This is a genomic window from Lysobacter sp. (genome assembly GCF_035655815.1).
Taxonomy (GTDB): domain Bacteria; phylum Pseudomonadota; class Gammaproteobacteria; order Xanthomonadales; family Xanthomonadaceae; genus Lysobacter_J.
On the sequence record NZ_DASRTS010000053.1, the window covers coordinates 46,120 to 68,152 of the forward strand.

Sequence of the window (22,033 nt, forward strand, 5' to 3'; positions counted from 1 at the left end):
AAAGGGCGGCCCTCACGGGCCGCCCTTCGTCTGAGCCTTCTGCCCGAAAGATTAGGCCCCGAGTGTGACACCCAATGCCTGGTCCGCGGCTTCTAGGACGCGATCGAGCTGAGGTTCGAGTCCGACCCAGAGCGGCAATCGAACCAGGCGTTCGCTGGTCGTGTCGGTCACCGGCAACTCGCCGTCTGCACGGCCGCACTGAAGTCCAGTGGGTGCGCTATGTAGCGGGATGTAGTGGAACACCGTGCCCACGCCGGACTCCTTCATTCGGGCCATGAAGCGCGTGCGCTGTTCCAGGCTCGGCATCAACAGGTAATACATATGCGCGTTGTGCCCGCAATGCTCCGGAACGATCGGGCGTCGCAGTAGGCCGTCGGCCTCGTGACGTTCCGCCCAAGCATGGTAACGGTCCCAGATAGCGAGACGACGACGGGTGATTTCATCGCCTTCGTCCATCTGCGCCGACAGGAATGCGGCGATCAGTTCGCTCGGAAGGTACGAGGAACCCTTGTCCACCCAAGTGTACTTGTCGACTTGGCCGCGGAAGAACTTGCTGCGATTGGTGCCCTTCTCGCGGATGATCTCCGCACGCTCGGCGAACGCGTCGTCGCGAACGATCAACGCGCCGCCTTCGCCCGAGATGATGTTTTTCGTTTCGTGGAAGCTCATCGCGCCAAGTTCGCCGATCGCGCCCAGCGGTCGGCCTCTGTAGGTGGAGTAGATGCCCTGTGCCGCGTCCTCCACGACATGCAGACCGTGGCGACGGGCGATGTCCATGATCGCGTCCATCTCGCAGGCCACACCGGCGTAATGGACCACGCAGATCGCCTTGGTGCGTGCGGTGATCGCGGCCTCGATCAGACGCTCGTCGAGGTTCAGCGTATCCGGGCGGATGTCGACGAAGACCGGCACTGCGCCACGCAACACAAAGGCGTTGGCCGTGGAGACGAATGTGAAAGAAGGCATGATTACTTCATCGCCGTGCTCCAGGTCTAGGAGCAGGGCGGCCATTTCGAGCGCTGCGGTGCACGAATGCGTGAGCAGCGCGCGGCGGGCGCGAGTGTGCTGCTCAAGCCACTGATTGCAGCGCTTGGTGAACATTCCATCGCCCGACAGGTGTCCATTGGCGTGCGCCTGCGCGATATTCGACAGTTCGCGGCCGGTCATATAAGGCTTGTTGAACGGAATCACTGGAAGGGCTCCGGTTGCTGGATCGCTGCGGTCAGCGCGTGCATTCGAGGATGCAGTGGGTATAGGGCACGTAGAGCATGTCATGGCGCACAGTGGTCTTCACCGAACCGAACGCTTGCGTCGCCAACGACGTGTACTGTTCCGGCTCGCGGATGTTCTGCCCGCGATCCTTCAGGATGATCGTGCGTGCTATGCCGGACTGATCCGGGACAAGCGTGCCGTCGATGGTGATGAGACGCCCGCCCGGTCGCAGCTTGTTCCAGGCCGTACGCATAAGTGCGGCCGCGCGATCGTCGTCGAGGTGATGTAGCAGGCCGATGGCAAGGGCAATGTCGGCGCCTCCGTCGTGAGCGCTGTCCTGGTAATCGGCGACGTCAATGCAAGCGAAGCTGCCGCGATTTCCGAAGCGACGGCGCGCCGCATCGATGTAGTCCTGCGACAGGTCAAAGCCGATGTATCTGACGTGTCCGGGCAAGTGGCGCAGCATCTCGGCCGTGCCGCAGCCGATGTCGAATACGAGGTCGCCCTGCTCTGGCCGGATGTAATCGCGGACCAGGATGCGGCGACTGCGCTCGGCGCCCAGGATCCGCTGGGTCAGATCGTAAACGACGGCCGAGGAGAGTACCGAACGAACGCCATGGGTGATCTGTGCCACGTCTAGATTCCTGATCGGGAAAGGACGATGACGCCGGCGATCACCAGCGCGGTGCCGCCGATCTTGTGCATGTCGAAGTTCTCGTGAAACAGCCAGGCAGCGAGCAGCGCGACCAGCGGGAAGCTCAGCGCCGTGAAGGGGTAGGCCTTGCTCAGCGGCAATCGGCTGATGGCGGCCATCCAGCACAGAGATGCGCCGAACGCCGCGGCGAAGGCGCTGATGACCCATGGATTGAGCAGCAGCGTCAGGATCGGACGTAGTGTCAGGCTTTCGATGGTCCCCGTTGGATTCAGGCCGACCTGCCATTTGAGGACGATTTGTCCGTACACGGTCAGCAGTATCGTCAGGGCGATAAAGACGTAGCTCACGGCATTTCCTGGTTCTTGGGCGGGTCGCCTAACCACGGGCGACCGGTCTCGGCGATTCTGGGGCTGGCTCGGCAGGGACGCTAGTGGCCTGCATCCTGAGCGCCGATGAGGGCTGACAGTTCGGTGGTCTGCCGCTCAAGCAGCGCGACGTCGCCACGCGTCTCGACGTTGAGCCGCAGCAGTGGTTCAGTGTTGGAACTGCGCAGGTTGAAGCGCCAGTCACCAAAGTCCGCGCTCGTGCCATCCGTGTGATCTAGCGCAGGATCGCTCGGCAGATAGCGATCCATGACGCGGGCGATGGCCTCGCGCGAGTCGGCGACGCGGAAGTTGATCTCGCCGCTGCACGGAAAACGGCACATTCGCTCCTCCACCAGGTCCGCGAGCGAAATCCCGCTGGTTGAAATGAGCTCAGCGATAAGCAGCCAGGGGATCATGCCCGAGTCTGCGTAGGCGAAGTCGCGGAAGTAGTGGTGCGCGCTCATCTCCCCGCCGTACACAGCATTCTCGGTCCGCATACGCTCCTTGATGAACGCATGGCCGGTCTTGCTGAGTACGGGGATGCCTCCGGCATTGTTGACCATCTCGATCGTGTTCCACGTCAGTCGAGGATCGTGGATGATCTTGGCGCCCGGATGGCGGCGCAGGATGGTCTTGGCCAGCAGGCCGACGAGGTAGTAACCCTCGATGAAACGACCTCGATGATCGAAGAAGAAGCAACGGTCGAAATCGCCGTCCCAGGCCAGACCCAGGTCGGCGCCGCTCGCGATCACCGCGTCCGTGGTCGCCTGCCGGTTCTGCGGAAGCAGCGGGTTCGGGATGCCGTTGGGGAAGCGACCGTCGGGTTCGTGGTATACCCGCACGAACTCGAACGGCAGATGTTCCGCAAGCAGATCCACGGTCGCACCGGCGCCGCCATTGCCCGCATTCGTGACGATCTTCAACGGTCGCAGCGAGTCCGTATCGACATAGCCGAGCAGGTGCGAAATGAAGGCCGACTTGTCCGGTTGCCGTAGGCGCGCACCGGTCTCGCTATCGGTGGGAACCGTCAGAGTCCACACCGAGTCGCGGATCGCGAACAGGCCCGAATCGCCGCTGATCGGCTTGGCCTTCTCGCGCACGAGCTTCATGCCGTTGTAGTCGATCGGGTTGTGGCTTGCGGTCACCATGACGCCGCCGGCCGCGCGCAGATGATCGGTCTGGAAATACACCTCTTCGGTCCCGCATTCCCCGATGTCCACCACGTCGCGTCCCATCGCGCGCAGGCCGTCGATGAGGGCGGTCTGGATCGGAACACTGCTCAGGCGGACATCGCGGCCCACCACGATGCGACCGGGGTCAAGCATTTCCGCCAACGCAACGCCGATGCGGGTCGCCATGTCTTCGTTGAGTTCATCCGGAACGCGGCCGCGGATGTCATAGGCTTTAAAAGCGGAGAGGTTCATGTTCATCCAGCGAGTGGGGTGCGGATGGCTCAGACGCTCGTGAGCGTCACCTGTCGGCGCAGGACGCTGAACAGGTCGGTGCCATCCCAGACATGATGGAAGTCGAGCGCGCGCCCAAAAGGCACGATGCGGTCGATCGCACGGCCACGCAGCTGCGCGAGCAGGCTGTCGAGATCGACGAGCTCGAACCCGAACTGCACCAGCGTCTGATCGCGGTCGTCGAGCTGCGCGCCCATTTCGGCCAGCGACGCCAGTTCCACTTCGACGACCAGCCCGCTGCCTGATTGGAGTTCCCTGACGTCACCGTCCGAGCTTCCGGCCTGCAGGCGTATCGGCAGGGACGACAGGCCGCCGTCGATGGCCGAGGCATGGCCCAGTGCAGCCAGCAGGTGCGCATCGGTCACGCGGGTCATGAGGGCCGCGGCTTCGTCTTCAAAGCGGGCTGCATCCTCGCGCACCGCACGCCACAGGCGGACCTTGGCGCGGGCGACCATCTCCCGGTCGCCGATCCAGTACACGCAGCGCGGCGACGAGCATGCCTGCTGTGCGAACCAGAGAATGTCATTGGCGAACCGCCTGGCAAGCGGCGGCAGGTCGTTCTCTGGGACCGCGTTTAGCGCATGCGCGGAAATCGCAGCGACGCCGAAGCGGTCCGGAAATGCTAGTTCCACGGCAAGCGGCGGCAACGGGATCGCACGGATCGTGCGGACGGTATTGTCCCCTCCCCAGACGATGCGCGCGTGGCAGTGCGAGGAAACCTGCGCGGTGATCGCATTGTCATGCGGATAGGTGAGCAGGATGGTCCGGTCGAGAACCTCCGCATGCAGACCCTCTCCGCGCATAGCGTCAAGAATGCCGATCAGGGCATCGCGCTGCGCGCTGGGCTTCTGCGACAGGCGGGCGACGTTGGCATTGCCCGACAGCACCGACATCAGCCACGCGTAGGCGAACAGCACGTCGACGTTGGCGGGCGCCAAGTGGAAGACGAGCCCTCGCGCGAGGATGCGGTTTCCTTCGGGCGCGGACGCGCGCCGCTGCAGGTGGGTAATGCCCGCGGACCGGAACCAGTGCGCGAGCGTTGCCAGTTCCGGATGCGCGCGAAGCTGAGGAAGCTTGAGCACGCGGCGCGTGAAGTCGCCGACGAACTCCGTGACCGGGGATGAGAACGGCTGCAGCGTTCCAAGCGCGCGAAGCCGCTTCAGCTGCGCTGCAAGATCGGTGTCGTCCGAACTGGAGAACAGGAGGGTCGTCATGGCGTGGGAACCGTTCGTGTGTCGCTGCAGCCTCGCACTTCCACGTTCTTCAAGCGGCCTAGCACGCTGAAATGCTTGCCCTTGCGGCCGCAAGGGCAGTCGTCCTCGCCATGGACCACGCCGAGGTCCTCAGTCAGGAGGCTGTGTCCGGGGTAGCTGCGCGGCAGCAGGCTCAACACCTGAATCACGCCAGGCGCGCCGTTCCGCACCTCGGTCAGATCTTCCGTGCTGCGAACGATGACGTCCGCGTAGGCCGGCGAATGCAGGCGGCCGTGTTCGCACTCGAAAAACACCGAGCCGACCTGTTCGACCATGCCGTAATAGTTATGCACGCGCTCCAGGCCGACGACGTCGTGCAGGGCCTCCTTGAACGCAGCGTTGTCCACCTTGGCTTCCTCCATCTTCTTCCAGCCGCCGCCGTGCACGAGCAGGCTGCCAGCCGGCAGGCGGAAGCGGCGACCGTCGCGTCGCGCGGCCTTCACCAGCGACTGCCACACGATGTAGGTGAAACCGAACAGGAACACAGGTTGGTCCGGGTGACGATCGAGCCAGGCCTGCATTGCATCCCAGTCTGGCCGGAGTTGCTCATCGAGCAGATACTTGTGGTCGCGACCGAAGTTGGCGAAGCCGAGGATGCCCGCGGCGCGCGCGTTGAAGCGCGAACGATCTCGCAGGAAGCTGTCGTCGTCCACGACGAGCATGGGCATGCGCTTGGTGCCGGCAAACTCGGCGAATATTCTGGTCAACGCACGCGTCTGGGAGCGCGCGGTGTCTGCGTCGAGGAAGATGCGCGAGACCGCGGCACCGGTCGTGCCGCTGGACACGAGTGTGCGGGAGATCTCGTGCTGCGGGATGCTCTTGAGGTCCAGCATCTTGAACAGGCGGACGGGGAGCCACGGCACCGACTCCAGGTCAGGTGCCTCGATCGCCGCCGGCCAGAGCGAATCGACCATGCGGCCGTACTCTCGACAGTTCAAGCGATGGTGCCGGGTCAGTTCGTTGAGCCCGCCCAGCAGCCAGCGTCGCTTCGATTCCCGGTCCAGGCCGTACACGTCCGCTTCGAGCGGTGCGATCGCTTCAGAGGCGCTCATGCTCGTACATCCTGGCGTTCGCTCATGCTGCGTAGCGCCTGATAATCGGTCTTGCCGGTGGGCAGGAGCGGCAGGGCATCGAGTCCTACCGCCCGCACGTGGCCGGGGAAGAGTTTGTAACGTTGCTGGATAAGCTGCTTGATGCGGGCGGGTTCGATGACCGGCTCGCCCGGCACGAAGACGACCAGATCATCGTCCTGGCCGGAGCACGCCACCAGTCGTCGCAGCTCGCCCGATAGCATCGACTCCACCTCGTCCAAGTTGACCCGATTGCCGGAGACCTTGATGAAGCGCTTGGCACGCCCGGTGAGATGGAAAAAGCCATCCTCGTCGCGTCGGGCGAGATCGCCCGTGCGAAGTTCCCCGTGCGTCTGATCGCCCAGCGCCAGATCGTCGCGATGCTGTGCGTAGCCCAACATGACATTCGGCCCGCGATAGATCAGTTCTCCGCTCTCGGCGTCGATGTGTAAGTGTCCACCGGGAATCGCTATGCCGATGCTGCCGACTTTCTCGCGAAGTCGTGCGGCGGGCACGTAACTGATGCGCGGGCCGGCTTCGGTCTGGCCATACATCACGAAAAATTCCATGCCCATGCGTCCGCACAGATCGAGAAAGCTCTCGATCATGGCGTCGCGAAGGCGACCACCGGCCTGGGTGAGCATGCGCAGGCGATCGAGTTGGAAGCGCTCCAGGCCTACGCGACGCAGCATTTCGAAGGTGGCCGGCACACCGGAGAGCGACGTGACGCCGTGCGTCCGGACAAGATCCCAGAAACCGCGGCCGACCATGCTTTCTTCGGTCAGGACAACCGACCCGCCGGCCTCGAGATGGCTGTTCAGGATCGACATGCCGAAGGAGTAGGCCAGCGGCAAGGTCGTGATGGCCCGGTCGTCCTCGCGGAGGCCGAGGTATTGGGCGATCGAACGAGCGTTCGAGGCGAGACCCTCGTACGACAGGCGGACCAGTTTGGAGGAGCCGGTGCTACCTGAGGTGCTAAGTAACAGGCCAAGGTCAGGATGCGGGGCAGGCGCACCGGTCGACTGGTCGCGCACGAGGACGACGACGCTATCAGTGCTGTGGACCATCGTGTATCCGGCCATCGCGCTGCCGACCGATAGGGCGAGCCAGTCCGGACGATAGTGCGCGACCAGCGCCGCCAATAACGTCGTATCGATGTCGGGTTGCAGGAGTAGCGGCACATGCCGGCGCGAACGCAGAGCTCCCAGGTACAGCGCGACGGCCTGTACGGTGTTGGGCATCGCCAGAAATCCGACCGTCCGGCCCGGCCCGAGGACGGCGCTCGTCTGATCGGACAGGGCCACGAGTTCGCCGTATGTCCACGCGCGCTGCGCATCGATCAGTGCGGTCGCATCCGGGCGATGACGCTCCAGTTCCCAATACGCCATGGCTCAAACCACCATGCGGCCGTCAATGCCGACGACCTGGCCGCTGACGTAGGCCGACGCGTCCCCAAGCAGGAAGACGACGAGCTGTGCCACCTCTTCTGGCGTTCCTGCGCGTCCAAGACCGATCGAGGCGACACGAGCGGCGTGCGCAGCCGCAGGCATCTCGCGCGTCATGTCGGTGTCGATGAAGCCGGGCGAGACTGCGTTGACCCGGATGCCGCGAGGCGCGAGTTCCTTGGAGGCGGAGAGGGTCGCGCCGATCATCGCGGCCTTGCTCGCCGAATACAGCGTGAGACCGGCGGCGCCCTGAACGCCCATGATCGACACCAGGTTGACGATGCTCCCTCGGTTGTTGCGCATCATCAGACGTGCGGCGTACTGCATCAACATCAACGGTGCCTTGACGTTGACTGAGAGCACGCGGTCGATGTCTTCGGAACGGATCATGCCGAGCACGCCTTCATGCAGGATCCCGGCATTGTTAACCAGCCCGTCGAGCCTGCGGTAACGCGCGAACACGTCCTGGAAGAGTGCTGGGATGCCGTCGTCCTGGCTCAGGTCGAGTGCGGCGCAATGCGGCTCTGGGCCACCCTCGGCAACGCATTGGTGCGCGACGTCCTGAAGCGTGTCTGCATCGCGCGCGATGAGGATCAGCTGGGCACCTTGACCAGCGCAGTGCCGGGCGATCGCGCGGCCTATGCCGCGCGACGCGCCTGTCACCACGACGACCTGATCCTTCAGTGACATGTCAGGCCGCGGCGCCGTACTTGGCGAGGATCTCACGTGCTTTGCCCACTGAACTCATGTCGATGACGTCGTCCATATCGATCATCACGCCGAAGGCATCCTCCAGCGCCGCGATGACGGACATGTGCGCGATTGAATCCCACTCCGGGATCGTGGCGTAGCGCAGGTCGTCGGTGATGCGGTCGGCCGGAAGGCCGAGCACGCTTGAAAACGCCTGGACGACGCGATCGTTGTTGTCGCTCATAGGTACTTCCTGAATCCGAAAAGAGTAGTGTCAAACCGGAATCCGAGCCTCGCGTAGAGGTTGACGATGCCGGTGTTCGCAGCGGAAATAAGCGTCGAGCAATCCTGCACGCCACGCGCGGAAAGGGACTCCAGCGCTGTGATCCATAGCGGCATTGCCATGATCGCATAGCGCCCGGTAACGCCGGTCAGGATCAGGTCGGCATGGCGGCCATCAGCGCTCATGCGTTCGGCATGGAAACCGATCACCTTGCCGTTCAGTGTGGCCGCATAGGCGAGACGCTGGCGGGCGAGGTCACCGATCCAGTTCGCGGTGCGTGCCGCCGAGAGCGCCGTATCGATCGCGGGATCTTCCAGGAAGCGGCCGTGATGGAAGTCGTCTCGCGCGATGCGTTCGAGTTCGGCGATGTCGGCCTCTTCAACCGGGCGAAGTGCAGGGCGCATGCGCGCGGGGACCGCCGGGAGTCCGGCGAAGCCTGCACGGGACAGGGCAATGGAACACTCCACGATCCCGAAGCCGGCAGCGAGCACGGCCTTCTTCGCGGATGGCGCCGCCGCATCCACGCGGCCGAACAGGTATTGCACGTCGTTCGCTCGGCCCCAGCGCTCGACCTCTGCGATGAGCGAACCGGCGGCCGATGCGACGCCGATGTCCAGACGCACGATCTCCGCGGTTCGCATCCCCAGCGCGCGTTCGTCCCAAGGGGTCAGGCGCACTTCGGCGCGGCCGCCAGCATGTTCGATGGCGGTGGCGCTCATCGGCGCGTGTCCTCGGCGAGGATGTAGTACGGACGCCCCTGCACATTGCGGAACACTTGGCCCACATACAAACCCACAACGCCGAGGCTGAAGAGCAGCATCCCGCCGACGAGCCAGATCGAGGCGATCACGGACGTGTAACCCGCCACGGCCATGTCGCCGTCCAGCCAGCGTGCCACTGCCAGCGCCACCATGAAGAACGACACGAGCGAGCACAGGATGCCGGAGACGGCCACGAGCTTCAGCGGCTTTTCCGAATAGCCCAGGGTGATGTTGGTGGCGAGGCGCAGCAGCTTGCGCAGTGTGTACGAACTTCGCCCCTCGGCGCGCCCTGCATGCTCGACCGGAAGCAGGGCATGGCGAAAGCCGGCCCATTTCACCATGAGAGGAAAGGAGCGATCACGCTCGGGCATACGACATACCGCGTCAATTACAGGACGACGGAAGATGCCGAAATTGGCTGTGCTCGCGTCCTGCTGCGAACCGGTGAGCCAGGTCAGCAGCCTGAAGAAGCCCCACGACGACAGACGCTTGCTCCAACTATCCTTGCGATTGCGGCGTTGCACGAAGACGACGTCGTAATCCCCGGAAGTCGCCTTGCGGTACAGCTCCGGAATCGCCGAGGGCGGATCCTGGAGATCGCAGTCCATGACCACCACCCACTGACCCGCGGCGTGCTCGATGCCCGCGGAAATCGCCGAATGCTGTCCGAAATTGCGGGCAAGACGGAGCCCGCGCAGCCAAGGGCGCGAGACAGCAAGCTCCTGGATGCGCGTCCATGCCTGGTCCGGACTGGCATCGTCTACGAGGATCATCTCGAAATCGTCGACGACGCCGCGCAACTGTGCGGCAACCGAATCGACCAGTTCTTCCAGGCATCCACGGCAACCGTATACCGGCGAAACAACGGAAACGGTCGGCGTGGAGTTATCGGCGAGCGAAGGTGATTGCATGCGTCCTGCAAGGGTCGGGCATAAAAGGGCGACGCTGGCGGCTCAGCCCAGCGCCTTCTCAAGTTCCGGCAACAACGAGAACAGATCCCCCACCAGACCGATGTCCGCGATCTCGAAGATCGGCGCGTCGCCGTCCTTGTTGATCGCGACGATGGTGCCGGCGTCCTTGATGCCCGTCAGGTGCTGGATGGCGCCGCTGATGCCGACAGCGACATAGAGTTCCGGGGCGATGATCTTGCCGGTCTGGCCGACCTGCAGTTCATTGGGCACGTAACCGGCGTCGACCGCCGCGCGCGAGGCGCCGACGGCCGCGCCCAGCTTGTCGGCCAGCGCGTAGATCACCTTGAAGTTCTCGGCCGAGCCGACGCCGCGGCCGCCGGAGACGACGCGGCGGGCCGACTGCAGGTCCGGGCGGTCCGACTTGCCAGCAGCGAGGCCCACGAAGCGGGTGTGCGAGGGGAGGGCCGCGTCGACGGAGGCGGCTTCCACCGCTGCGCTGCCACCCTTGGCGGCTTCCGGCCAAGACGCGGTACGCACGGTGGCGACGACCGTCTGTCCGGCCGGTGCTTCGACCGTGATGATGGCGTTGCCCGCGTAGATCGGGCGCCTGAAGCTGTGGCTGCCTTCCACAGCCATCACGTCGGACACCTGCGACACGCCCAGCAGCGCGGCGACGCAGGGCATCAGGTCCTTGCCGAAGGTGGTGCTCGGGCCGAAGACGTAGGTGTAGCCGGTAGCGAGCTTCGCGACCTGCGGCGCCAGCACCTGAGCGATGGCGGTGGCGTTGGCGGCGCTGGCGACGGTGAGCACCTTGCCCACGCCGGCGATCTGCGCGGCTTCGGCAGCGACGCCGGCGGGGTCGGCGGCCAGCACGACGATGTCGATGGACTCTGGCTTGAGCGCCTGCGCGGCGGAGACGCACTTGGCGGTGGAAGCGTTGAGCTTGCCGTCCAGGTGTTCGGCGACGATCAATACCTTGCTCATTACAGGAGCCCCTTCTGCTTGAGTGCGGCGACCAGTTCGGCCGCGTCCTTCACCATCACGCCCTTGCTGCGCTTGGCCGGCGCGGCGTAGTGGGTGGTCTTGAGACCTTCGCCCGCGTCCACGCCGAGGTCGGCGAACTGGACGGTCTCGAGCGGCTTGCTCTTGGCCTTCATGATGTCCGGCAGCTTGATGAAGCGCGGCTCGTTGAGGCGCAGGTCGGTGGTGACCACGGCCGGAAGGTCGACTTCCAGCGTTTCCAGGCCGGCGTCCACTTCGCGCACGACCGTCGCCTTGCCGCCCTCGATGTCGAGCTTGGAGGCGAAGGTGGCCTGCGGCCGTCCCCACAGCGTGGCGAGCATCTGGCCGGTCTGGTTGGCGTCGTCGTCGATGGCCTGCTTGCCCAGGATGACCAGGTCCGGCTGTTCCTTCTCGATCAGCTTGAGCAGGGTGCGGGCGGCGGTCAGCGGCTGGATCGGCTGGTCGGCCACCACGTGGATGGCGCGGTTGGCGCCCATCGCCAGGCCGTTGCGCAGGTGGGCCTGGGCGTCGGCAGGCGCGATGGTGGCCACCACGACCTCGGTCGCGATGCCCTTGTCGCGCAGCCGCAGGGCCTCTTCCAGGGCGATCTCGTCGAAGGGGTTGGCCGACAGCTTGACGCCGTCGGTGACCACGCCGGAGCCGTCCGGCTTGACCTGGATGCGGACATTGAAGTCCACCACGCGCTTGTAGCCGACGAGGATCTTCATCGTGCGGGGGTTCCTATGGTTGCGCGGCCTGGTTGCGGCCGAGAACCGCCGATTCTAGCCGAGAGGGGCTCCCTACGCAGGCGGATGGGGACCCCGCCGGTGCTTCTCCCGTGGGGCTGGATCGCGAGGTCCAGCCACCTGGCCGATTCAGCCGGGAGTGTTGCGCTCCGGTATTCTTGGCCTCCCGTTTAAGAAGTTCCGGAGCCAGGATGCTTCACCCCGTAGTCCTCAGCGGCGGCAGTGGTTCGCGCCTGTGGCCGCTTTCGCGGCAGAACCAGCCCAAGCAGTTCCTCCGCCTGATTGGTGACCACTCCCTGTATCAGGAGACGGTCATCCGTGCCGCCAAGCTCCCGAACGCGCAGCCCCCGGTCACCGTCTGCAGCGAAGACCATCGCTTCATGATCGGCGAGCAGTTGCAGGAGGTCGCGATTCCCAGTGGCGGCATCCTGCTGGAGCCTGTCGCACGCAACACCGCACCGGCGATCGCGCTGGCGGCGCTGCACGTCGCGGCGCGCGACCCGGACGGCACCTTGCTGGTGATGCCGGCCGACCATCTGATCGACAACGAAGAAGCATTCCGCACGGCCGTCGCATCCGCCACGGGCATCGCGGAGCGGGGCTGGCTGGTCACCTTCGGCATCACTCCGGACTACGCCGAGACGGGGTACGGATACATCCTCCGGGGCGACGAGCTCAGCGCAGACGGCTATCGCGTGCAGCGCTTCGTCGAGAAGCCGGATCTGGCCACCGCGGAGCGTTACGTGGCCGAGGGAACGTATGCCTGGAATTCCGGCATGTTCCTGTTCAAGGCCAGTGCCTACCTGGACGACCTGGCGCGTCATGCACCGGCCGTGCTGACCGCCGCACGCGAAGCCTATGCGGCGTCCAAGAAGGACCTGGACTTCATCCGGGTCGACCGGGACGCCTTTGCCGCCAGCCCCAACGACTCCATCGACTACGCCGTCATGGAAAAGACCGATCGCGCAGCGGTGGTGCCGGTGAGCTGCGGTTGGAGCGACATCGGCTCGTGGTCGTCCCTGTGGTCGGTGGCCAAACGCGATGGCGACGACAACCGCCACGACGGCGACGTGATTTCGATCGACACCAAGGGCAGCCTGGTACGCGCCTCGGAGCGCCGCATGATCGCCACGATCGGTGTCGAGGACCTCGTCATCATCGATACGCCTGACGCGACGCTGGTGGCGCGCAAGGATCGCGTGCAGGACGTCAAGACCGTCGTCGACCACCTGAAGGCAGCGGGACGACAGGAGCATCTGTTCCACCGCAAGGTCTACCGCCCGTGGGGCAGCTACGACTCCATCGACATGGGCGAGCGCTTCCAGGTCAAGCGCATCGTCGTGAAGCCCGGCGCCGCGCTGAGCCTGCAAAAGCATCACAAGCGTGCCGAGCACTGGATCGTCGTGTCCGGCGTCGCGGAAGTCACCTGCGACGACCGCGTGTTTGACCTGCACGAGAACGAGAGCACCTACATTCCGCTCGGCAGCGTGCATCGCCTGCGCAACCGCGGCACCGAGCCGGTGGAACTGATCGAGGTGCAGTCGGGGCATTACCTCGGCGAGGACGACATCGTCCGGCTCGAGGACGTATACGGCCGCTCGTAAGGGGTCGACCTCAGGCGCGGACGGACACCGTCCGCGCCAGTTGCAAGGCGAGGCGTTCGGCACTCCCGGTTGCATGCGCGAAGAACAGCGAAGGCTCGCAAAGTTCGAGCTCGAGCAGGCTGGGCTGGCCGGCCGCGTCGCGGATCAGGTCGACGCGGGCGTAGGTGAGCGGTTGTGCGAGCGCCAAGGCCTCAACAGCGGTCGCCAGCACGGTTTCCGCCAATACCACTTCGTCCGCATCCGGAATGCGTGCGGCGATCTTCTCCGTCGCTGGCGGTTGCGGAACATCCGCGCCATCCAGACGCAACAGTGCGCTCTTCCGGATCGCATGGCTGAAGCGACCGCCGAAATAGAGCAATGCCGTCTCGCCGTGTTCGTCCACCGCAGGCAGGTACGGCTGCAGCATCGCGCTGCGATCCGCATCCAGCAGGCGCGCAAGGTGGTTCGCCGCGGCGAATTCCTGTGAGCGCGAGTATCGCTGCGCGTCCTTCGAACCCGCACCTACGGACGGCTTCACCACGAACTCGGCCGCAGCGGCATGCTCGGCGAGGAAGGCCTGCAGCGCCGGCAGCGGTTCCATGTCCGGCTCGACGAACCGTGTTGGCACGACGGGGATGCCGCGCCGGACCAGGTCGTCGAGGTAATGCTTGTCGGTGTTCCAGCGCACCACGGGCAGCGGGTTGATCAAGCGGGTCTGCGCGGACACGCGCTCGCACCATGCAAGGAACTCCGGCAGCCGCTGTGTGTAATCCCATGGCGAGCGCAACAGCGCTGCGTCGTAGCGGTTCCAGCCGACGCTGGGGTCGTCCCAGGCGCGGATCTGCGCGGCCAGCCCGGCATCGGTACAGGCGTCCAGCAACGGCACCAGGTCGTCGTCCTGACCGGCGGAGGCGATGGCGGTGACGAGAGCGATCGATCTCATGGACCCGGAGTCTAGACGCTTCGGCCCATGCCCGAAGGTACGGTGGTCCCACCACTCGGCCACGGTAAACTGCCGATCATTGCGCACCCGAACGGAGTCCGTCATGGCCGCGACGCAAACCGGCAAGAACAAGCTTTTCCCCAGCGCGAAGGCTGCGCTCGACGGCATCGTCGCCGACGGGCAGACGCTCGCGGTCGGCGGCTTCGGCCTGTGCGGCATTCCCGAGGCGTTGATCGCCGCGCTGCGCGACAGCGGGGTGAAAGGCCTCACCGCCATTTCCAACAATGCGGGCGTCGACGGCTTCGGCCTGGGGCTGCTGCTGGAGACGCGGCAGATCAAGAAGATGATTTCGTCCTATGTCGGCGAGAACAAGGAATTCGAGCGCCAGTTCCTGTCGGGCGAGCTCGAACTCGAGTTCAATCCGCAGGGCACGCTGGCCGAGCGCTTGCGCGCCGGTGGCGCGGGTATCCCTGCCTTCTTCACCCGCACCGGCTACGGCACGGTCGTGGCGGACGGCAAGGAAACGCGCGAGTTTGACGGCCAGCACTACGTGATGGAAACCGCGCTGAAGGCCGACGTCTCGCTGGTCAAGGCGTGGAAGGCCGACCGGGCCGGCAACCTGGTGTTCCGCAAGACCGCGCGCAACTTCAATCCCGCCTGCGCGATGGCCGGCGCGATCTGCGTCGCCGAGGTCGAGGAGTTGGTCGAGATCGGCCAGATCGACCCCGACCACGTGCACCTGCCGGGCATCTACGTCGACCGCATCGTGGTCAACGCCTCGCCCGAAAAGCGCATCGAGCAGCGCACCGTACGCGCCGCCTGACCACACGAACACAGGAAACCGATCATGGCTTGGACCCGCGACCAGATGGCGCAGCGCGCCGCGCAGGAACTCACCGACGGCGCCTACGTCAACCTCGGCATCGGCCTGCCGACGCTGGTGGCCAACTTCATTCCCGAGGGCGTGGATGTGTGGTTGCAGAGCGAGAACGGCCTGCTCGGCATCGGGCCGTTCCCGACCGAGGCCGAAGTCGACGCCGACCTCATCAACGCCGGCAAGCAGACCGTCACCGCGCGGCCCGGCGCCAGCTACTTCGGCAGCCACGATTCGTTCGCGATGATCCGTGGCGGTCACATCGACCTGGCGATCCTCGGCGCGATGCAGGTGACCGACAAGGGCGACCTCGCCAACTGGATGGTGCCCGGCAAGATGGTCAAGGGCATGGGTGGCGCCATGGACCTGGTCGCCGGCGTGAAGCGCGTGGTCGTGCTGATGGAGCACACCGCGAAGAACGGCGAGCACAAGATCCTGCCCGAATGCACGTTGCCGCTGACCGGCGTGGGCGTGGTGAATCGCATCATCACGGACCTTGCGGTGATGGATGTGACGACAGAGGGCCTCAAACTGATAGAGCTGGCGCCTGACGTGAGTGAGGCCGAGCTGGGTGAAAAGACGGGCGTAGCGTTCACGCGCGCCTGATCGATTGCGCATCTCAAAAAAAGGCCGCCGATTGGCGGCCTTTTCATGCATCACAGGTTCTGGTAATTCGGCCCCGACCCACCTTCCGGCGTTACCCAGTCGATGATTTCGTAGGGGTCCTTGATGTCGCAGGTCTTGCAGTGGACGCAGTTGGCGGCGTTGATCTGCAGGCGCTTGCCGGCTTCGTCCTGCACGATCTCGTAGACCGCGGCGGGGCAGAAGCGGGTACAGGGGTTGTCGTATTCCTCGGCGCAGCGCGTGATGCAGATGGACGTATCGCGCACCTTCAGGTGCACGGGCTGGTCCTCGTCGTGCTCGGTGGCGGCGAAGTACACGCCCTGCAGGCGATCGCGCGGGGCGAGGGTGCGATCGACGTAGTCGCGCTTGGGCGCTTCGTGCTCGCCGACTTTGTCCAGCGAGGACCAGTCGGGCTTGTTCTTCAGCGTCCACGGGGAGAGGCCGGCGGTGATCGTCTCCCACGCGGCGTTCGCCATGCCGAACCAGAAGCCGCGCTTGAAGCCCGGCTTGATGTTGCGGACCTTCTTGAGCTCGGCCATCGCTTCGGACGCGCGCAGCCTGGCGTCGAAGCCCTGCGGTGCCAGTTGCGAGGCGACCAGGTGTTCGGCCGCGAGCATGCCCGAGCGGATCGCCTGGTGCGTGCCCTTGATCTTGGGGACGTTGAGGAGGCCGGCGGTGTCGCCGATCAGCAGCGCGCCGGGCATTTCGACCTTCGGCAGCGACTGCCAGCCGCCGGTCACGATGGCGCGCGCGCCGGCCGACAGGATGCTGCCGCCTTCGAGCAACGACTTCACCGAAGGATGGTTCTTCCACTGCTGGAAGGCTTCCCACGGCTTGTACTCGGGATGCTTGTAGTCCAGGCCGCTGACGTAGCCCAGCGCGATGCGACCCTTGTCCAGGTGGTAGAGGAAGCTGCCGCCGTAGGTCTGGTTGTCGGCCGGCCAGCCGACGCTGTGCACGACCTTGCCCGGCGTGACGCGGTCTTCGGGCACCTGCCACAGCTCCTTGATGCCGATCGAATAACCCTGCGGATCGCTGTCGGCGTCCAGCTTGAACTGCTTGATCAGGCGCTTGGTGAGGTGGCCGCGGGCGCCTTCGGCGAGCACGGTGACCTTGGCGCGGATGTCGATGCCGGCGGTGTAGCCAGGCTTGTGCGAGCCGTCCTTCGCGATGCCCATGTCGCCGATGCGCACGCCGACGACCGCACCCGTGTCGTCATGCAGGGTCTCGGCGGCGGCGAAGCCGGGATAGATCTCCACGCCCAGCGCTTCGGCCTGCGGCGCCAGCCAGGCGCACATCGCGCCGAGGCTGACGATGAAGTTGCCGTTGTTGTGCATACCCGGCGGGTTCATCAGGCGCCGGCCGCCTTCCTTGCTCAGCATCCAGAACTCGTCCTGCGTCACCGGCACGCAGATCGGCGGCGGGTTGTCGCGCCAGCCGGGCAGCAGCGCGTCGAGCGGGGCTGGCTCGATCACCGCGCCGGACAGGATGTGCGCGCCGATGGTGGAGGCCTTCTCGATCACGCAGACCGAGATCTCCGGATTGAGCTGCTTCAGGCGGATCGCGAACGACAGGCCGGCCGGGCCCGCACCCACGGTGACGACGTCGTACTCCATCACGTCGCGCTCGACGTGATCGACGGCGTTGGGATCGGGTTGGCTCATGCGGCGACTCCGGAACGTGCTGGCGCGACGGCTGGCGTGGAAGGGCAGATTCGAAGGCGGCGCGTGCGGCGGGCGTCTTCGACCCTGAATTGTCGCGGTTTTGCGCGGCCCGCGCCAAATCGGCAGGCCGCCGCAATACGCCGTGCTAGCGTGGGGTATGGTCCTGTCGCCGTTGCCCCTGTCAGATGCCGAACTGCGCTTCGATCCACACTGGCTGGGGCCCGTCGATGCGGACGGGCTGCTGGGGGTGCTGCAGGACCAGGTTCCCTGGAGCGTCCACCGCATCCGCATCTTTGGCCGGGAGGTCGATTCACCGCGGCTGAGTTGTTGGATCGGCGATCCGCAGGCGCGGTATCGCTATTCCGGCGCGCTGTTCGAGCCGCATCCGTGGCCGGCCGTGCTGCGGCCGCTGCGCGAGCGGCTGCACCGAGAGCTGGGCGTGGACTTCAACAGCGTGCTGGCCAACCTGTACCGCGACGGGCGCGATGCCATGGGCTGGCACAGCGACGACGAGCAGGAACTCGGGGCGGCGCCGGTGATCGCCTCGCTCAGCCTGGGCGCTAGGCGGCGTTTCGCGCTGAAGCATCGGCGCGACCCGGAGCGGCGACTGGCCCTGGAGCTGCCGCACGGCAGCCTGCTGGTGATGTCCGGGCCGACCCAGCGCCATTACCGGCACGCGTTGCCACGCACGGCGCGGCCGGTCGGCGCGCGCATCAACCTGACGTTCCGGCAGATCCTGCGGCCCGCGTCTGGCTGACGGCGGGAATAGCGCTAGCTGCGGGGCAGGGTGGCGTTGTGCGCCTGGCCGCTGGTCAGCGTCCAGCCGGCGAGGTCGTGGCCCAGCATAGCGAGCGAGCGTTCGAATGCGTTGGACACGTCGGCCACCGAGGTGCTGGCGGCCGGCGTGGCCTGATGGAACACCCTGGCGGCGGCGATGCGCTGGCTGGCCACGTGGACCAGCTTGGCGCTGACCTCGATGGTTGCGGCGGGCGTGCCGTTGCCATGCGTGTAGTCGGACTCGAACCGGCGGATGTCGAGCAGCAGCCTGTAGTCGGCCGCCATGCCTGATCCCTGGCGCGCCACCGCGGTGATGCGGCCCGAGTCTTCCAGCGTGCGCAGCAGCGTGTCCTGCAGCATGTCCGACGGCGGACGCGCCCACTGCGCGCCGCGATAGACCTGCAGTTCGCCCGGCGTCGGCCGCACCGCCATGCGCAGGCTGTCGAAGATGCGCGGCGAGGTCGGCGGCGCCAGCACCAGTTGCCATTGCACCTTCGGCCACGCCGGATCGGCCTGCACCTGCGGATCGGGCGCGTAGATGGTGCTGGTGCTCCTGGGCTTGTCGCTGAGGATCGAGCAGCCGGCCAGCATCAGCAGCAGGCCGGCGGCCAGTGCGCGGCGAAAACACGTGCGGGCGAGGGCGGAAGCGGTCGTCGTCATGTCGGCACGCATGGTCATTCGGGTTCGAATTCCTTGGGTCCGTCGCGTCCGAGCAGGTAGCGAGTCGGGTTGCCGTCCAGACGGTCGCTGATGCGGCGCAGGTCGCGCACCAGCGAGCGCAGTTCGGACAGGGTGGGGCCGAGCTGCGCCAGTCCCTCGTTGGCGAAGCTGTTGATGGCGGCGCGGTTGTCGGTGAGCACGCCGTTGGCGTTGTTGGCCGCGGCGTCCAGGCGCGTGAGCGTGCTGTCCAGCTTGGCCACCAGACCCGGCAGCTTGGCGACCAGCTCGCGGTCGACGGTCTCCACTGCGCGGTTGGTGGTGTCCAGCGTGGCGGACAGCTGCTCGCTCGACTTGCGCGCGCTGACGATGAGCGCGCGCAGGTCTTCGCGCTGGTCGGCGATCGAGCCGGTCATCGCTTCCACGTTGGCCAGCGTGTTGGAAACGCGGCGGACGTTCTCGTCGCTGAGCACCTGATCCAGACGTGCCACCAGCCGGTTTGCGGTGTCGGCGATGTTCTGCAGCGCCGATGCTTCGGTCTGGATGATCGGCACCTCACGGCGGTCGACGTCGGCCAGCATCGGGCTGCCCGGACTGCCGCCGGTGAGCTGGATGAAGGGACTGCCGGTGATGCCCTGGATCGACAGTTTGGCGCGCGTGTCCGTCTTGATCGGTGCATTGGACTGCAGGCGCAGCAGCGCGATCACGCGGCGCGGATCGTCAGGGGCCAGGCGCAGCGTCTGCACCGTGCCGATACTGATGCCGTTGTATTGAACCGAGCCGCCTTCGGTCAGGCCGGTTACCGGCTCGTTGAACACCACCGCGTAGTTGCGCCATTCCTTTTCGGACGAGTACTTGGCCGCCCACAGCGCGAACAGCAGCAGGAACAGCGTGACCAGGATGGTGAAGGCGCCGATCAGGACGTAGTTGGCACGGGTTTCCATGTCAGCACCGGGTGTCGATGGGGGGGCGGCGGGGGTCGGTCATGTCACGCTTCCGCCGGCTGGGGATGCTGGTTTCCAGGGCCACGCGCGGCGCGCGCGCGTGGGCCGTGGAAGTACTCCTGCACCCAGGGGTGATCGAAACGCTCGACCTCCGCCAGCGGCGCGCACACGACCACCTTCCGATCGGCCAGCACCGCGACGCGGTCACAGATAGCGTAAAGCGTGTCCAGATCGTGTGTGATCAGGAAGACCGTCAGCCCCAGCGCCTCCTGCAGCGTGCGGATGAGACGGTCAAAGGCGGCCGCGCCGATGGGATCCAGTCCGGCCGTCGGCTCGTCCAGGAACAGCAGCGGCGGATCCAGCGCCAGTGCCCGCGCCAGCCCCGCGCGCTTGCGCATGCCGCCCGACAGCTGCGAGGGCAGCTTGTTGAGCGCATCCGCCGGCAGGCCGGCCAGCTTGATCTTGAGCAGGGACAGTTCGTAGCGCAGCGAATCGGGCAGGTCGCCGTGATACTCCTTCAGCGGCACCTGCACGTTCTCGCCCACGGTCAGTGAGGAGAACAGCGCGCCGTCCTGGAACAGCACGCCGGTGTTGCGCTCGATGGTGCGGCGGTCCTCGGCGTCCCCATGGCGCGCGTCCAGTCCCAGCACTTCGATCTCGCCTTCGTTGGGCGTGCGCAGGCCGAGGATGGAGCGCATCAGCACGGACTTGCCCGTGCCGGAACCGCCGACGACGCCCAGGATCTCGCCGGCCCGCACGTCCAGGTCCAGGCCTTCGTGCACGACCTGTTCGCCAAAACGGTTGACCAGCCCGCGCACGCGCACGATCGGGCGCGAAGGGTCGGCCAGCGGATGCAGCGGGGCGTGCGTGGTGCGGGTCTTCATACGCCCATTTCCATGAACCAGATCGCGAAGAAGGCATCCAGCACGATCACCATCGAGATCGACTGCACCACGCTGGAGGTCGTGCGCTCGCCGACCGACTGCGCGGTGCCTTCCACCTGCAGCCCTTCCAGACAGCCGATCAGGCTGATCAGCAGCGCGAACACCGGCGCCTTGGCCAGCCCCACCAGGAAATGCCGCAGCTCCATGGTCTCGTGCATGCGCGTGAGGTACTGCTGCGGCGGGATGTCCAGGCTGTAGGCGCCGACGGTCAGGCCGCCGAGCAGGCCGAAGACCATCGCGATGAAGGTGAGCAGCGGCAGCATCACCAGCAATGCCAGCATGCGCGGGATCACCAGCAGGTCGATGGGATCCATGCCGAGCGTGCGGATGGCGTCCACCTCCTCGCGGCTGACCATCGCGCCGATCTGCGCGGTGAACGCACTGGCCGTGCGACCGGCCAGGACGATGGCAGTGAGCAGCACCGCAAACTCGCGCAGGAACGAGATGTTCACCAGCTCGACCACGAAGATCACCGCGCCGAAGTCGCGCAGGATGTTCGCGCCGAGGAAAGCCACCACCGCGCCGACCAAGAAGCACAGCAGCGCGATCAGCGGTACGGCGTCCAGGCCCACCTGCTCCATGTGATGCACGGTGGCGGTGGGGCGGAAACGCCCGGGCTCCTTGAACATGCGCAGCAGCTTGATCTGCGCCTCGCCGAGGAAGGCGAGCAGCGCCAGCGCTTCCTTCCAGTTGTTGTGCACCGCGCGGCCCAAGCGCGCCAGCGCGGCACTGACGCCGTACTCGCGCTTCCTGCGCGGGCGGTCGTCGGAAACGTCCTCGATCGCGCACACCAGCGCCTGGTGCGATTGGTGGAACTGGAAGACGTCGAACTCCACGCCGCGCCGGCGGGCGAAGCGCAGCAACTGCAGCACGCCGACCGAGTCCAGGCGCTCCACCGCGGTGGCGTCGATGCCGTCCACGTCCTCCGGGGCCCGGGCCAGCGCGTGCCCGATGTCGGCGGCGTAGTCGAGCGTCCACGATCCGGACAGCCGCAGGCGCGACGGCGTCTGGCCGTCGGTGTCGATTTCGGGCGGATGTGCGGTCGGTTCGGTCATGGAGCAGGCTCTGGACCTCGCGGGAGGATACCAGCCCCGGATAACGAGGCCTGCGCGAACGCAGCGCGAAGGCCGTAGCGGAATGCATCGCCGGCGCTGCCGTCCGGCGCGG

The 22,033-nt window shown here is 66.0% G+C and carries 23 protein-coding genes; 4 read left to right on the forward strand and 19 right to left on the reverse strand.

All coding sequences use genetic code 11. The features are described 5' to 3' along the window. Positions 1 to 51: 51 nt before the first annotated feature. The 13 genes from rffA to VFE83_RS14335 form a co-directional block, all read right to left on the reverse strand. Positions 52 to 1,191, reverse strand: a complete 1,140-nt coding sequence (gene rffA, locus VFE83_RS14275) for a dTDP-4-amino-4,6-dideoxygalactose transaminase (protein WP_324907289.1) — start codon at positions 1,189 to 1,191, stop codon at positions 52 to 54. 31 nt (positions 1,192 to 1,222) lie between these two features. Then, positions 1,223 to 1,846, reverse strand: coding sequence for a class I SAM-dependent methyltransferase (locus VFE83_RS14280; RefSeq protein ID WP_324907291.1), 624 nt, complete (start codon positions 1,844 to 1,846; stop codon positions 1,223 to 1,225). 2 nt (positions 1,847 to 1,848) lie between these two features. Further along, positions 1,849 to 2,214: an EamA family transporter gene (locus tag VFE83_RS14285; protein ID WP_324907293.1), complete on the reverse strand. Its 366-nt coding sequence runs from the start codon at positions 2,212 to 2,214 to the stop codon at positions 1,849 to 1,851. 80 nt (positions 2,215 to 2,294) lie between these two features. After that, positions 2,295 to 3,656: a phosphomannomutase gene (locus tag VFE83_RS14290; protein ID WP_324907350.1), complete on the reverse strand. Its 1,362-nt coding sequence runs from the start codon at positions 3,654 to 3,656 to the stop codon at positions 2,295 to 2,297. A 29-nt stretch (positions 3,657 to 3,685) separates the two neighbouring features. Beyond that, the gene (locus VFE83_RS14295; protein ID WP_324907295.1) at positions 3,686 to 4,909 is read right to left on the reverse strand and encodes an acyl-CoA reductase; all 1,224 of its coding nucleotides are present in this window, start codon (positions 4,907 to 4,909) and stop codon (positions 3,686 to 3,688) included. Further along, positions 4,906 to 6,000, reverse strand: a complete 1,095-nt coding sequence (locus VFE83_RS14300) for an acyl-protein synthetase (RefSeq protein ID WP_324907297.1) — start codon at positions 5,998 to 6,000, stop codon at positions 4,906 to 4,908. The genes VFE83_RS14295 and VFE83_RS14300 overlap by 4 nt, the downstream gene beginning before the upstream one ends. Next, the gene (locus VFE83_RS14305) at positions 5,997 to 7,406 is read right to left on the reverse strand and encodes an AMP-binding protein (protein WP_324907299.1); all 1,410 of its coding nucleotides are present in this window, start codon (positions 7,404 to 7,406) and stop codon (positions 5,997 to 5,999) included. Before VFE83_RS14305 ends, VFE83_RS14300 begins: the two co-directional genes overlap by 4 nt. A gap of 3 nt (positions 7,407 to 7,409) precedes the next feature. Then, positions 7,410 to 8,153, reverse strand: a complete 744-nt coding sequence (locus tag VFE83_RS14310) for an SDR family NAD(P)-dependent oxidoreductase (RefSeq protein ID WP_324907301.1) — start codon at positions 8,151 to 8,153, stop codon at positions 7,410 to 7,412. A gap of 1 nt (position 8,154) precedes the next feature. Continuing rightward, the gene (locus tag VFE83_RS14315) at positions 8,155 to 8,397 is read right to left on the reverse strand and encodes an acyl carrier protein (RefSeq protein WP_324907303.1); all 243 of its coding nucleotides are present in this window, start codon (positions 8,395 to 8,397) and stop codon (positions 8,155 to 8,157) included. After that, entirely contained in the window at positions 8,394 to 9,155 is a 762-nt protein-coding gene (locus tag VFE83_RS14320; RefSeq protein WP_324907305.1) for a GNAT family protein, read from the reverse strand. Before VFE83_RS14320 ends, VFE83_RS14315 begins: the two co-directional genes overlap by 4 nt. Beyond that, entirely contained in the window at positions 9,152 to 10,108 is a 957-nt protein-coding gene (locus VFE83_RS14325) for a glycosyltransferase family 2 protein (RefSeq protein WP_324907307.1), read from the reverse strand. The genes VFE83_RS14320 and VFE83_RS14325 overlap by 4 nt, the downstream gene beginning before the upstream one ends. Before the next feature lie 42 nt (positions 10,109 to 10,150). Next, positions 10,151 to 11,092 (reverse strand): electron transfer flavoprotein subunit alpha/FixB family protein, encoded by a 942-nt coding sequence (locus tag VFE83_RS14330; protein ID WP_324907309.1) that lies wholly within the window; start codon positions 11,090 to 11,092, stop codon positions 10,151 to 10,153. Next, a complete protein-coding gene (locus tag VFE83_RS14335; RefSeq protein WP_324907311.1) occupies positions 11,092 to 11,838 on the reverse strand; it encodes an electron transfer flavoprotein subunit beta/FixA family protein in 747 nt (248 codons plus the stop codon). The genes VFE83_RS14330 and VFE83_RS14335 overlap by 1 nt, the downstream gene beginning before the upstream one ends. Before the next feature lie 209 nt (positions 11,839 to 12,047). Between VFE83_RS14335 and VFE83_RS14340 the strand changes: the two genes are divergently transcribed. Further along, positions 12,048 to 13,460: a mannose-1-phosphate guanylyltransferase/mannose-6-phosphate isomerase gene (locus tag VFE83_RS14340; RefSeq protein ID WP_324907313.1), complete on the forward strand. Its 1,413-nt coding sequence runs from the start codon at positions 12,048 to 12,050 to the stop codon at positions 13,458 to 13,460. Between the two features lie 10 nt (positions 13,461 to 13,470). On the opposite strand, the gene VFE83_RS14345 is transcribed toward VFE83_RS14340, so the two are convergent. After that, positions 13,471 to 14,382, reverse strand: coding sequence for a hypothetical protein (locus tag VFE83_RS14345; protein ID WP_324907315.1), 912 nt, complete (start codon positions 14,380 to 14,382; stop codon positions 13,471 to 13,473). Between the two features lie 103 nt (positions 14,383 to 14,485). On the opposite strand from VFE83_RS14345, the gene VFE83_RS14350 reads away from it, so the two are divergent. Further along, positions 14,486 to 15,205, forward strand: a complete 720-nt coding sequence (locus VFE83_RS14350; protein WP_324907317.1) for a CoA transferase subunit A — start codon at positions 14,486 to 14,488, stop codon at positions 15,203 to 15,205. 24 nt (positions 15,206 to 15,229) lie between these two features. Next, complete coding sequence (locus VFE83_RS14355; RefSeq protein WP_324907319.1) at positions 15,230 to 15,862, forward strand: CoA transferase subunit B; 633 nt, start codon at positions 15,230 to 15,232, stop codon at positions 15,860 to 15,862. A gap of 50 nt (positions 15,863 to 15,912) precedes the next feature. Here VFE83_RS14355 and VFE83_RS14360 read toward each other — a convergent pair whose 3' ends face one another. Further along, a complete protein-coding gene (locus VFE83_RS14360) occupies positions 15,913 to 17,544 on the reverse strand; it encodes an electron transfer flavoprotein-ubiquinone oxidoreductase (protein WP_324907321.1) in 1,632 nt (543 codons plus the stop codon). Positions 17,545 to 17,701: 157 nt separating this feature from the next. Between VFE83_RS14360 and VFE83_RS14365 the strand changes: the two genes are divergently transcribed. Beyond that, entirely contained in the window at positions 17,702 to 18,301 is a 600-nt protein-coding gene (locus VFE83_RS14365) for an alpha-ketoglutarate-dependent dioxygenase AlkB (protein WP_324907323.1), read from the forward strand. 14 nt (positions 18,302 to 18,315) lie between these two features. Here the strand turns inward: VFE83_RS14365 and VFE83_RS14370 are convergent, their stop codons facing one another. The 4 genes from VFE83_RS14370 to VFE83_RS14385 are packed head-to-tail and all read right to left on the reverse strand — an operon-like array spanning position 18,316 to position 21,921. Next, positions 18,316 to 18,999 carry an ABC-type transport auxiliary lipoprotein family protein gene (locus VFE83_RS14370; protein ID WP_414674751.1) on the reverse strand — a complete coding sequence of 228 codons (684 nt, stop codon included), beginning with the start codon at positions 18,997 to 18,999 and terminating at the stop codon, positions 18,316 to 18,318. Next, positions 18,996 to 19,922 (reverse strand): MlaD family protein, encoded by a 927-nt coding sequence (locus VFE83_RS14375; protein ID WP_324907325.1) that lies wholly within the window; start codon positions 19,920 to 19,922, stop codon positions 18,996 to 18,998. The genes VFE83_RS14370 and VFE83_RS14375 overlap by 4 nt, the downstream gene beginning before the upstream one ends. A gap of 44 nt (positions 19,923 to 19,966) precedes the next feature. Then, positions 19,967 to 20,806 (reverse strand): ABC transporter ATP-binding protein, encoded by an 840-nt coding sequence (locus tag VFE83_RS14380; protein ID WP_324907327.1) that lies wholly within the window; start codon positions 20,804 to 20,806, stop codon positions 19,967 to 19,969. Beyond that, a complete protein-coding gene (locus tag VFE83_RS14385) occupies positions 20,803 to 21,921 on the reverse strand; it encodes an ABC transporter permease (protein ID WP_324907329.1) in 1,119 nt (372 codons plus the stop codon). The genes VFE83_RS14380 and VFE83_RS14385 overlap by 4 nt, the downstream gene beginning before the upstream one ends. Positions 21,922 to 22,033 lie beyond the last annotated feature (112 nt).